The sequence below is a fragment of the Psychrobacter sp. DAB_AL43B genome (genome assembly GCF_900168255.1).
GTDB lineage: Bacteria > Pseudomonadota > Gammaproteobacteria > Pseudomonadales > Moraxellaceae > Psychrobacter.
On sequence record NZ_LT799838.1, the window covers coordinates 755041 to 766993 of the forward strand.

The 11953-nt window shown below is 42.8% G+C and carries 8 protein-coding genes, 2 tRNA genes and 2 rRNA genes; 9 read left to right on the forward strand and 3 right to left on the reverse strand.

Annotated features, from left to right (window positions below; genetic code table 11):
- Window positions 1-201 precede the first annotated feature (201 nt).
- The 7 genes from DABAL43B_RS03285 (at window position 202) to DABAL43B_RS03315 (ending at window position 6601) form a co-directional block, all read left to right on the forward strand.
- Window positions 202-3063 (forward strand): 23S ribosomal RNA (locus DABAL43B_RS03285).
- Between the two features lie 188 nt (window positions 3064-3251).
- Window positions 3252-3366 (forward strand): 5S ribosomal RNA (rrf, locus tag DABAL43B_RS03290).
- 201 nt (window positions 3367-3567) lie between these two features.
- The gene (locus DABAL43B_RS03295) at window positions 3568-4434 is read left to right on the forward strand and encodes an exonuclease domain-containing protein (protein ID WP_079691047.1); all 867 of its coding nucleotides are present in this window, start codon (window positions 3568-3570) and stop codon (window positions 4432-4434) included.
- Window positions 4435-4495: 61 nt separating this feature from the next.
- Window positions 4496-5032 (forward strand): hypothetical protein, encoded by a 537-nt coding sequence (locus DABAL43B_RS03300; protein ID WP_079691048.1) that lies wholly within the window; start codon window positions 4496-4498, stop codon window positions 5030-5032.
- A gap of 30 nt (window positions 5033-5062) precedes the next feature.
- Window positions 5063-5473: an OsmC family protein gene (locus tag DABAL43B_RS03305; protein WP_079691049.1), complete on the forward strand. Its 411-nt coding sequence runs from the start codon at window positions 5063-5065 to the stop codon at window positions 5471-5473.
- A 36-nt stretch (window positions 5474-5509) separates the two neighbouring features.
- Window positions 5510-5974 (forward strand): flavodoxin family protein, encoded by a 465-nt coding sequence (locus tag DABAL43B_RS03310; RefSeq protein WP_079691050.1) that lies wholly within the window; start codon window positions 5510-5512, stop codon window positions 5972-5974.
- Window positions 5975-6601 (forward strand): DUF938 domain-containing protein, encoded by a 627-nt coding sequence (locus DABAL43B_RS03315; protein WP_079691051.1) that lies wholly within the window; start codon window positions 5975-5977, stop codon window positions 6599-6601. It abuts the gene before it with no gap.
- Window positions 6602-6708: 107 nt separating this feature from the next.
- Here the strand turns inward: DABAL43B_RS03315 and DABAL43B_RS03320 are convergent, their stop codons facing one another.
- Window positions 6709-7500 (reverse strand): dienelactone hydrolase family protein, encoded by a 792-nt coding sequence (locus tag DABAL43B_RS03320; RefSeq protein ID WP_145952486.1) that lies wholly within the window; start codon window positions 7498-7500, stop codon window positions 6709-6711.
- 565 nt (window positions 7501-8065) lie between these two features.
- Between DABAL43B_RS03320 and DABAL43B_RS03325 the strand changes: the two genes are divergently transcribed.
- Both DABAL43B_RS03325 and DABAL43B_RS03330 read left to right on the forward strand, forming a co-directional pair.
- Window positions 8066-10153, forward strand: coding sequence for a catalase (locus tag DABAL43B_RS03325; protein WP_079691053.1), 2088 nt, complete (start codon window positions 8066-8068; stop codon window positions 10151-10153).
- Window positions 10154-10515: 362 nt separating this feature from the next.
- Window positions 10516-11298: an MBL fold metallo-hydrolase gene (locus DABAL43B_RS03330; protein WP_079691054.1), complete on the forward strand. Its 783-nt coding sequence runs from the start codon at window positions 10516-10518 to the stop codon at window positions 11296-11298.
- Window positions 11299-11473: 175 nt separating this feature from the next.
- Here the strand turns inward: DABAL43B_RS03330 and DABAL43B_RS03335 are convergent.
- Both DABAL43B_RS03335 and DABAL43B_RS03340 read right to left on the reverse strand, forming a co-directional pair.
- Window positions 11474-11549, reverse strand: a tRNA-Lys gene (locus tag DABAL43B_RS03335).
- 158 nt (window positions 11550-11707) lie between these two features.
- A tRNA-Lys gene (locus DABAL43B_RS03340) sits at window positions 11708-11783 on the reverse strand.
- Between the last annotated feature and the right edge of the window lie 170 nt (window positions 11784-11953).

Genomic DNA, 11953 nt, shown 5'->3' on the forward strand with positions numbered 1-11953 from the left:
AACACGTGTTCACGCGTTGTTCCTAACCTTAATAACTCACTACTTAACGACATCAGTTGTTATCCCAGTAGTGAGTTATTAAAAAAGTAAAGAGAACTGAATCAAGCGTATAAACATAGGTGATATCGTTATCATAATTAGACTTATATAGCACTTAGAAGTTAAGATCTATTTATAGATCAAGACTACTTGGGGTTGTATGGTCAAGTAATGAAGCGCACATGGTGGATGCCTTGGCAGTCAGAGGCGATGAAAGACGTGACAGCCTGCGATAAGCTTCGGGGAGGCGGCAATATCCTGTGATCCGGAGATTTCTGAATGGGGAAACCCACCTACCATAAGGTAGGTATCTTGTACTTGTACAAGAAGCGAACGAGGGGAAGTGAAACATCTCAGTACCCTTAGGAATAGACATCAAATGAGATTCCCCAAGTAGCGGCGAGCGAACGGGGAGAAGCCGATTAATGCTAATGTAGAAGAACAGCGTGGGAAAGCTGACCGTAGTAGGTGATAGTCCTGTATTCGAAACATTAGCGTTAACATATTAAGTAGGGCGGGACACGAGAAATCCTGTCTGAAGATGGGGGGACCATCCTCCAAGGCTAAATACTCCTGACTGACCGATAGTGAACCAGTACCGTGAGGGAAAGGCGAAAAGAACCCCTGTGAGGGGAGTGAAATAGAACCTGAAACCGTGTGCGTACAAGCAGTGGGAGCCTTAATTTATTAGGGTGACCGCGTACCTTTTGTATAATGGGTCAGCGACTTATGTTCTGTAGCAAGGTTAACCGTTTAGGGGAGCCGTAGGGAAACCGAGTCTTAATAGGGCGTTTAGTTGCAGGGCATAGACCCGAAACCGAGTGATCTATCCATGAGCAGGTTGAAAGTGCCGTAACAGGCACCGGAGGACCGAACCCACTGTCGTTGAAAAGCCAGGGGATGACTTGTGGATAGGGGTGAAAGGCTAATCAAACTCGGTGATAGCTGGTTCTCCCCGAAAGCTATTTAGGTAGCGCCTCGGACGAACACCATTGGGGGTAGAGCACTGTTTCGGCTAGGGGGTCATACCGACTTACCAAACCGATGCAAACTCCGAATACCGATGAGTGATATCCGGGAGACACACAGTGGGTGCTAACGTCCATTGTGGAGAGGGAAACAACCCAGACCGCCAGCTAAGGCCCCAAATTCCTAGTTAAGTGGGAAACGAGGTGGGAAGGCATAGACAGCTAGGAGGTTGGCTTAGAAGCAGCCATCCTTTAAAGAAAGCGTAATAGCTCACTAGTCGAGTCGGCCTGCGCGGAAGATGTAACGGGGCTCAAACTAGGAGCCGAAGCTGCGGATTTGAATTTGTTTTCAAGTGGTAGGGGAGCGTTGTGTAAGCCTGTGAAGGTGTGTCGTAAGGCATGCTGGAGGTATCACAAGAGCGAATGCTGACGTGAGTAACGATAATGCGAGTGAAAAGCTCGCACGCCGGAAGATCAAGGGTTCCAGTCCAACGTTAATCGGGGCTGGGTGAGTCGACCCCTAAGGCGAGGCCGAAAGGCGTAGTCGATGGGAAATTGGTTAATATTCCAATACTTGTTTATAATGCGATGGAGGGACGGAGTAGGTTATGCCAGCCTGGCGTTGGTTGTCCAGGTGGAAGGATGTAGGTAGACAGTTTAGGCAAATCCGGACTGTCATTATACTGAGATCTGATAGCAAGCTGTACTTGTACAGCGAAGTGGCAAATACCATGCTTCCAGGAAAAGCTTCTAAGCAATAGTTATAAACGAATCGTACCCTAAACCGACACAGGTGATCAGGTAGAGAATACCAAGGCGCTTGAGAGAACTCTGCTGAAGGAACTAGGCAAAATGGTACCGTAACTTCGGGAGAAGGTACGCTGCCGATGGTGATAGGACTTGCTCCTTGAGCTGTTGGCAGTCGCAGATACCAGGCTGCTGCAACTGTTTATTAAAAACACAGCACTCTGCAAACACGAAAGTGGACGTATAGGGTGTGATGCCTGCCCGGTGCTGGAAGGTTAATTGATGGGGTTAGCGTAAGCGAAGCTCTTGATCGAAGCCCCAGTAAACGGCGGCCGTAACTATAACGGTCCTAAGGTAGCGAAATTCCTTGTCAGGTAAGTTCTGACCTGCACGAATGGCATAATGATGGCAGCGCTGTCTCCAGCAGAGACTCAGTGAAATCGAAATCGCAGTGAAGATGCTGTGTACCCGCGGCTAGACGGAAAGACCCCGTGAACCTTTACTACAGCTTTACATTGAACTTTGACCTGACTTGTGCAGGATAGGTGGGAGGCTTTGAAGCAGACACGCTAGTGTTTGTGGAGCCAATCTTGAAATACCACCCTGGTCATGTCGGGGTTCTAACTCAGGTATAACAATACCGAGGACAATGTATGGTGGGTAGTTTGACTGGGGCGGTCTCCTCCTAAAGAGTAACGGAGGAGTACGAAGGTGCGCTCAGAACGGTCGGAAATCGTTCATAGAGTATAAAGGCAAAAGCGCGCTTAACTGCGAGACCCACAAGTCGAGCAGGTACGAAAGTAGGTCTTAGTGATCCGGTGGTTCTGTATGGAAGGGCCATCGCTCAACGGATAAAAGGTACTCTGGGGATAACAGGCTGATACCGCCCAAGAGTTCATATCGACGGCGGTGTTTGGCACCTCGATGTCGGCTCATCTCATCCTAGGGCTGAAGCAGGTCCTAAGGGTATGGCTGTTCGCCATTTAAAGAGGTACGCGAGCTGGGTTTAGAACGTCGTGAGACAGTTCGGTCCCTATCTACCGTGGGCGTTGGAAATTTGAGAGGATCTGCTCCTAGTACGAGAGGACCAGAGTGGACGAACCTCTGGTGTTCGGGTTGTCACGCCAGTGGCATTGCCCGGTAGCTACGTTCGGATGGGATAACCGCTGAAAGCATCTAAGCGGGAAGCCCACCTCAAGATAAGATTTCCCTAAAGAGCCGTTGAAGACTACGACGTTGATAGGCAGGGTGTGGAAGCACAGCGATGTGTGTAGCTAACCTGTACTAATTGCTCGTTTGGCTTGACCATACAACACCCAAGTGGTTTGTATGAAAGCTCTAATTAATCTATCTTGTATAGCTTTATGCTATAACATAGAAAGTAATATTTCGATATCACCTTTAACCTTGATTCAGTTAGGTTACAAGTTGATCGACCAATAGATAATATCTTGACGTCAAACAATAAAAATAACAGACTCATATCTAACCCCCTTTGCTGACGACAATAGCACGATGGCCCCACCTGATCCCTTCCCGAACTCAGAAGTGAAACATCGTCGCGCCAATGGTAGTGTGGGTCCGCCCATGTGAGAGTAGGTCATCGTCAGCTCTCTATCCCTGAAAATCCCCCGACTAGTTATCTAGGCGGGGGATTTTCTTTGTGCGTAAAATTTTGATCCTAAGTTATTAACTTCAACATTATTCTATTAATATGTAGTATGGTTGGATATAGGCTTAGAGCAGTAAGTATATCCAAAATATATCTAGTTTGCTTTCATAGTGAACATTGTAAGAACGAAAGGTGTAAGAAATGGAATTTGTTGCAATAGATGTGGAAACAGCAAATGCTGATATGGCTTCAATATGTCAGATTGGATTGGCTAAATACAAGGATGGAATTTTAGAAGAAGAGTGGTCTAGCCTAATAGATCCTGAAGATTATTTTGATGGTATCAATATAAGTATTCATGGTATAAATGAGAAAGATGTTAGAGGTGCGCCAACTTTCAATGAAGTTTTATTAAAGCTTTCAGAATTTATGTCAGGTTCAGTATGTGTTAGCCATACACATTTTGATCGCGTATCTATTCGTAAAGCTTTTGAAAAATATTCATTAAATCAACTAGATGTTACTTGGCTTGACTCAGCGCGTGTAGCACGTCGAACTTGGGAAGAATGTGCTTGGAGTGGTTATGGCTTAGCTAACGTTTGTAAAATTATAGGCTATGAGTTCAAGCATCATGATGCATTAGAGGATGCAAAGGCTGCAGGACAAGTTATATTGTCAGCAATGAATAAAACTGGAATTGATATAAATGGATGGCTTTATCGTGTTGGTAAACCTATAGGTAGTGATAGCAATGGTTCAATTCAGAGAGAAGGAAACTCTGAGGGAGAGTTCTACGGTGAAATATTAGTATTTACCGGAGCTCTTCTAATCCCTAGAGTTGAAGCAGCAAAGTTAGCAGCAAGCGTTGGTTTTGCAATTGGTGCAGGTGTCACGAAGAAAACAACATTAATTGTAGTAGGTGATCAAGATATAACTAAGCTTGCAGGAAAGAAGAAAAGTTCAAAGCACATTAAGGCAGAAGATTTGATTTCGAAAGGTCAAAATATACGTATTTTGCAAGAGAGTGATTTTAAAGAATTAGTAGCTCAATCGCATCAAGTTGTATAAAACGTATCCTAAAATAAAAAATATTCGTTTTCAATCTTTATAGAAAAATATAAGAAAATATATGCTTAAATCTTTCACAGTAAACGATGTCGAAGAGCTCAAACAACTTGAGCAAAAATTGTATGAATCAATGGACAAGTCTTTATTTCAGATTAGCTCTGAAATTACGTCAAGCTCATCGCAAACGCTCTTTTCAAAGATGAAGTTTGGCGGTATAGGTTTTGATCCTTTAAACTCTAACCGTGCACTCAATATAATCGAGCAGATTAACCAGTCTTTTACCTATCTAGCATCATTTTATGCATTGGAAATTTTATTTACTGAACACCCAGAACTAACTCCATTTAGACTTAATCTTGGAACTGCTCCAGGTTCAGATATTGAATCTGAATGTGGTGAACTAGCTGCTGAAGTTTTTGCTGCAGTAGCTCCAACAAGCAATCAGAAGATTAAGAAAGATATAGATAAAGTACTGAAAACTAATGCTAGGTTAAAGTTTGTATTTTTCATGTGCCCTAATTTTGAATTAGGTCGGCAACCTCAGCTTGAGAAAGAGGATGTGGTTGTATGGGCATTGAAGGGTGCGAATAAATTATAACTATTAAACAGAACTATGAAAGAGAAATCTATGACAACCTCAAAAGTAACTTATCAAGGCGATCTACGTACTACCGCTATTCATTTGCAATCAAACAATGAAATCATTACCGATGCACCTGTAGATAACCAAGGCAAGGGTGAAGCATTTTCACCGACTGATTTATTGGCAACCAGCTTAGCTAATTGCATGCTGACGATTATCGGTATCAAAGCTCGTGATATGGATATCGATATTGCAGGCACTACTGCTGATGTGACCAAAGTGATGGCAGCTGATCCAAGACGTGTTAGCGAAGTACATGTTGCTATTACTTTTAATCAAGAGTTAGATGATAAAACGCAAAAAATATTCTATAACACGGCGCTAACGTGTCCAGTTGCTAAAAGTATCCATCCTGATATTATTCAAAAAGTGACTATTAATTCCAAGAACTACTAATTCCAAAAACTAGTAACCTCTATAATGGTAATTAACATGGCTACCAAAACCTTGCTTATCGTCGCTCATGCGCCATCACCTAATACCAAAAAATTAGCACAAGCTGCTTATGACGGTGCTAGTCATCCTGATATTGATATCAATGTCATTCTTAAAACACCGCAGGATACCCAGCCTGAAGATGTGCTAGCAGCAGATGCCTTATTATTGGGCACGACTGAAAATCTAGCCTATATGGCAGGTCTGACCAAAGACTTTTTTGATCGCTGCTACTATCCAGTGTTGGAAAAGAAACAAGGCATGCCCTTTGCATTATATATTCGTGCTGGACAGGATGGTACTGGTACCAAACGTGCTATGCAGACAATCACTACTGGGCTGCGTTGGTCGTGGATTCAAGAGGCGCTGATTTTACAGGGCGATTGGCAAGAAGCATTTACTGAGCAAGTCGAAGAGCTAGCGATGACCCTTGCAGCTGGATTAGAGGCTGGGATTTACTAAATGAGTATATATCCATCTACTGCACTACCATTTTCTCAAGCTTGTGAGAACAATAAACAGCCGATTTTGGAAGTTTTACAAAAAGAATTGAAAGACTCTTTGCATGTGTTAGAAGTTGGCTCAGGAACTGGTCAGCATAGTGTATATTTTGCCCCGAGATTGGCGCATTTAACATGGCAGACGAGTGATATATTAGCGCATCATGCCACTATCAATGCTTGGCATACTGCTTATCCTGCGCCTAATTTATATAAACCGCTGGCTTTTGATTTGGCAGTCGATCCATTACCGATTAGTCCTGCTAGCAATCAGCCCTATGATGCGGTATTTACTGCCAATACCTTGCATATTATTTCGTGGCCTTTGGTTACCAAATTATTTGAATTGGTCGGCGATGTATTACCTGCAAATGGTAAGTTAATCGTCTATGGACCGTTTAATGAAGATGGGCATTATACCAGCGCGGGTAATCAGCAGTTTGATATCAGTCTCAGGCAACGCGACCCAAAGAGTGGTATTCGTCATTTAGAAGACATCATTGCTTTGGCAAAGACACATCATCTAAGACTATCTAATAAATATGCGATGCCCGCTAATAACCAGCTATTGGTTTTTCAAAAACTCTAGCTTACTGAAGCTTTGGGACAAAAAAGACCTCTCAATCAAGATCTTATAACGATCGATTGAGAGGTCTTTTTGTGTAGAGTGGCTTATGTTGTTTACAGACAGTCAAATTATTTATAGGCTTCTGCTAAAAAATCCAAATAACGTTTCCAAGAACGCTCATCAGCGCGAGCATCATATCTATCGCTGCCGAATACGCTAAAGGCATGTGGCGCACCACTATAGGTGACCATTTCATGCGGTACTTTTGCCGCTTCTAAGGTCTTAGCTAAAGTGGTAAAGCTTTCAAGGGAGACGGATTCATCCGCAGAGCCATGAAAGACCAAGATCTCGCCAGTCGTCTTATCATAACTCTGACCTGTTGGAGTATCAAAGGCACCATGAAAGGGTACAAACGCTTTTTGCGGGAATCCTGAGCACGCTAGCTCTAAAGCAACCGTACCGCCAAAACAATAGCCCATCGTCACGCCTGTGCGTGCATCATTGCCTTGCGCTTGACCGGCGTTCAATGCGCCTTGTAGCAAGCGGCGCATTTTGCTGCGATCGTCATATAATGCTGCGGTTAAGCGTTTATTGTCTTCAATAGTCGTCGGGCGGATGCCTTGCCCAAACATATCAGCCGCCAACACGTTATACCCTTCACTTGCCAACATATCAGCACGCTTACGCTCATAATCGGTTAGCCCATCCCAATCATGAATCAGTAAGATAAATGGTGCATTCGCCTTATCGGCTTTGGCGTAATAGCCCTCATAGGGTTGATTATCTACCATATAAGTGACATTTTTAGTCGTAATAGCCGCCGCCGTTTGGCTGAACATTAATGCCATCAAGCCTAATGACGTTCCAAGCAATAAAGAGTGATGCAAATTTTTAGGAGCGTAAATAGAAGTAGGTAGCATAGCGAGCCTCATGATTTAAAGTAAGGAAAATAAATACTCAGCTAAAAACATTGCCCATCCTATTTCTCAGTAATGTACAAAGCCTCATAAAATCATACTTTAAAGAATAACTACATTACAACCGTCTATTGTTAATATAGTCGATTCAATTTAAAGAGAATACAGTGCTGCTGGGATAAATTTTTCGAAGCCTCTGGAGTGCGAAGCGCACAGCAAGCGAGGAAAATTTATCCCAACATAATGCTATTTTTAACGTACCTCTTTTATATTGAACTGACTATAGTTTCATGGCTTAAGACCGCTTTATAACTCATCTCGTAAACTTAACGCTTAACCAAATATCAACACGCTTAACCATATATGTGACATACCTGCTGAGGTTTTTGAGTAATATAATTGATGTGCTTGTTATAGTTTTCTCATTTTTTAATCAATAGCCGTGCTGAAACACAGAAAATTAAACGACATTTGAAGTCATAATCATCTCTAAGGATATAAAAACCGTTTCAGCGCTTATTTAATGGTCTATTTATAGCCCATTTTCACTCATTCGCTAGGATATTTTATGAATAAGAATATTGATCATACTGACCCCGCTAAAGATATGAATACCACACGTGGCAATGGTGGTGAAACCCATCAACGTGCCGGTGACGACAGCAAAGTGCTGACTACTCAGCAGGGTGTAGCCATTTCTGACAATCAAAACTCACTCAAAGCAGGTCCGCGCGGACCGACGCTACTTGAAGATTTTGTGTTACGTGAAAAAATCCATCACTTTGACCATGAGCGTATTCCAGAGCGTATTGTGCATGCACGTGGTAGTGCCGCGCACGGTTATTTTGAGCTAACAGAATCTTTAGAAGACTATACGATAGCCAAGATTTTGACTGAAACTGGTAAACAAACGCCACTATTTACACGCTTTTCGACTGTCGCTGGTAGTCAAGGCTCAAAAGATACGCCACGTGATGTCCGTGGTTTTTCCGTTAAAGTCTATACCGAAGAGGGTAACTGGGATTTGGTGGGTAATGATATGCCCATTTTCTTTATCCAAGATGCGATGAAGTTTCCCGATCTTGTCCATGCTGTCAAACCTGAGCCTGATCGCGGTTTTCCGCAAGCCGCTTCTGCCCATGATACCTTTTGGGATTTCGTTTCATTAAGCCCTGAAACCATGCATAACGTCATTTGGTTGATGAGTGATCGTGGGATACCGCGTAGCTTGCGCATGATCGAAGGTTTTGGTATTCATAGCTATCGTCTGATTAATAAAGAAGGTAAGAGTACCTTTATGCGTTTCCATTGGAAGCCTGTTCTTGGTGTGCAGTCGACGACATGGGATGAAGCGGTAAAAATCTCTGGTGCTGATCCTGACTATCATCGTCGTGATTTGTTCGAATCAATTAACAACGGTGATTTCCCTGAATGGGAATTTGGCGTGCAGTTATTTACTGAAGAAGAAGCCAGCAAATTTCCGTTTGACCATTTAGACGCCACTAAGATGATTCCAGAAGAGATGGTGCCGGTTAAAATTGTTGGAAAAATGGTACTTAATCGTTATCCTGATAATTTCTTTGCTGAAACCGAGCAAGTAGCTTTCTGCCCATCGCATGTGCCGCCCGGTATCGATTTTAGCAACGATCCGTTATTACAAGGTCGCCTGTTCAGTTATTTAGATACCCAGCTGTCACGCTTAGGATCGCCAAACTTTGCACAAATTCCAATCAACGCACCGAAATGTCCGTTTGCTAACAATCAGCAAGATGGTCATATGCAGATGCAAGTGCCAAAAACTCGTGCATTGTATGAACCACAAAGTTTGGATCCAACGAGACCACGTGAGAGCGCCAAAAGAGGCTTTGAATCGTTCCATGAGCAGTTAGACGATGGGGTCAAAGGTCGCGTACGCGCTGAAAGCTTCGCTGACCATTATAGTCAACCGCGTATGTTCTATCGTAGCCAAACGACCATTGAACAAGCACATATTGCTTCAGCGTATGCGTTTGAGCTTGGTAAAGTAGATACTGCGCATGTACGCACTCGTACGCTCAGTCATTTGCGCAATATTGATGAAGACTTGGCGAGCCGTGTTGCAAAAGCACTTGGTATGGAATTGCCTGAGGCTGCTGAAGCTGCCGCACCTGTCCAAGATATGGAAGTTTCTCCTGCCGTCAGAACGATTGGTCTGTCACCTAAGAGCTTAAAGGGTCGCATGATTGGTATTTTAGTGGCAGAAGGCTCAAAGCATAGTGAAATAGAAAAATATGAGAATGCGGCGCAAGCGGAAGGCGCTAGCGTGAAGATTGTCGCACCAGGCCGTGAGGTCACACTTGATGACGGCACTCGTATTCAGTCTGCTGAGCGCGTCGCTGGTGCACCATCAGTGATGTTCGATGCCGTCGTGAGTATCATTATGCCAGAGCAAGCTAAAAAGCTGGCTAAAGACAGCTCAACGCTAGATTGGTTCACTGACGCTTATGTGCATTGCAAGGCGATTGCCTATTGCGGTGCAACCGATGAGTTTATCTTAAGTAAACTACCGATTGAAAAAGATGAGTTCGTCACGCCATTATCTGATTTGGATGCTTTTATTGATAATGCTAAATCGCGTCTATGGGAGCGTGAGCCAAAGGTTCGTGACTTAGCCTAGTTTTTCTGGCCTAATTTATTTTTAGCTTAGCTGTTTTAATAAAGGTAGGTTTACGCATTGCTTAGCCTATGAAAACGGTAAAGCTTAAATGAATGGTTAAACAAAGAACTCAGTATATGTACTGGGTTCTTTTTTTATAAGCATAGGTTTTTATAAGAGTGGATTTTTGATAAGAATAGACCTGTAGGCTTATCATAAAGGCGACAGGAATCGAATTAACTATAGTCACAAGCGTTCACTCAAAGTCATTTTTTTTAAAGTAACGCGCGTTACAATGAGGCGTTATCTTTAATCATCATTGATTGAATGATAACGCATAAAAAAGCACCACAATAATGATTAAAGTAGGTCAAGGAAGATAAATGAGTTTATGTAATATCGTACGGTTAGATGGGTATATTCAAAGTAGCTATCTTGCAGTATATCCAGATAAAATCCTGCTACTTGATGGCTGTTGTCGCCCTGATGTAGCGACGGTGCTGGACTATATTAAACACACTCTGAAGCGACCAATAAGCGACTTAAAAGTAGTCATGGTAACCCACATGCATCCCGATCATGCAGGCGGCGCGCATAAACTTAGAGAAGAAACCGGCTGCTTAATTGTTTCTGCGGATAAGGACAAGCAATGGTATAGCGGAGTAGGTGGTCACGTCATGCATCTGGTGGATATTGGTCTGGCTCACTATGTAGCGAGGCGGCAAGGTCGTTCACCTAAATATCTCTGGTACTCAGCGCACTTGCAGCCTGACCTGACGGTCGTCGATGGTGACAGCATTCCTAAGTTTGATGATTGGCAGGTATTAGAGACACCAGGGCATACAGATCGTGATTTGTCGCTGTTTCATACACCAAGCCGTCAAGTTTATACCGCTGATTTAATTATTAAACTGCGCCATAAATTTGTGGCACCATTTCCTATTTATGATCCTAAAGTTTATATTCAGTCGCTACAAAAGGTAAAAGACTTAGCCCCGTCAAATGTGATGATGGCTCATGGCTGTGAGCTAGATATTGATGCGGCGACTTTTGATATGCTAATTGCTCAAGCACCTAAGCATCGCCGGACGATTAAAGACACGATTAAGCATAAGCTGCTTTGGCGTCAAGATAAAAGCTTTCCTCTTAGTAAACGCAAACGCTAGACTATTCATAGTATGAATTTCTCTCGCTTCTGCGCACTTTGTAAGACAGAGGCGGTGAACAATTAATACCAATAGCGCTGTAACCTTTTAAAAGCCGATCAGCTATATATAAATAACTTAGAGAAAAACGAATAAAAAAAAGCCCAATCATTAAATGACTGGGCTTTTCCGAAGATGGTGGGCCGACCGCGACTCGAACGCGGGACCAATTGATTAAAAGTCAACTGCTCTACCAACTGAGCTATCGGCCCTGAAGAGTGTATAAAAAGCACTGCTTTTTTAACTCTGCAAGAGAATTTACAAGTTCGTAAATTCTGTGAAATTTTCCAAAAGAAAACTTCTTAAACTTTTTAACTTATGACGCCAATACCTGATAGGGTAAAGTGCATGATAAGAATAATACTGAAGATGGTGGGCCGACCGCGACTCGAACGCGGGACCAATTGATTAAAAGTCAACTGCTCTACCAACTGAGCTATCGGCCCTGAGAAGCGTTAAAAAATTGTATTACAATTTTAGCTTCGCAAGATAAATTTCCTTAAAGGGAAATTTATTAAAACTAGACATTTAAAAAATGTCTATAAGCTTGATTTCTTTATCTATCGAAGTATCAATATCAAAAGAGGCAACAAACTTGTTTTCCCGTTTAGATTAT

Bases quoted from the DNA above. Each gene is read 5' to 3' on its own strand.
- DABAL43B_RS03295 (WP_079691047.1), top strand. From the start codon at position 3,568: ATGGAATTTGTTGCAATAGATGTGGAAACAGCAAATGCTGATATGGCT.
- DABAL43B_RS03300 (WP_079691048.1), top strand. From the start codon at position 4,496: ATGCTTAAATCTTTCACAGTAAACGATGTCGAAGAGCTCAAACAACTT.
- DABAL43B_RS03305 (WP_079691049.1), top strand. From the start codon at position 5,063: ATGACAACCTCAAAAGTAACTTATCAAGGCGATCTACGTACTACCGCT.
- DABAL43B_RS03310 (WP_079691050.1), top strand. From the start codon at position 5,510: ATGGCTACCAAAACCTTGCTTATCGTCGCTCATGCGCCATCACCTAAT.
- DABAL43B_RS03315 (WP_079691051.1), top strand. From the start codon at position 5,975: ATGAGTATATATCCATCTACTGCACTACCATTTTCTCAAGCTTGTGAG.
- DABAL43B_RS03320 (WP_145952486.1), bottom strand. From the start codon at position 7,500: ATGCTACCTACTTCTATTTACGCTCCTAAAAATTTGCATCACTCTTTA.
- DABAL43B_RS03325 (WP_079691053.1), top strand. From the start codon at position 8,066: ATGAATAAGAATATTGATCATACTGACCCCGCTAAAGATATGAATACC.
- DABAL43B_RS03330 (WP_079691054.1), top strand. From the start codon at position 10,516: ATGAGTTTATGTAATATCGTACGGTTAGATGGGTATATTCAAAGTAGC.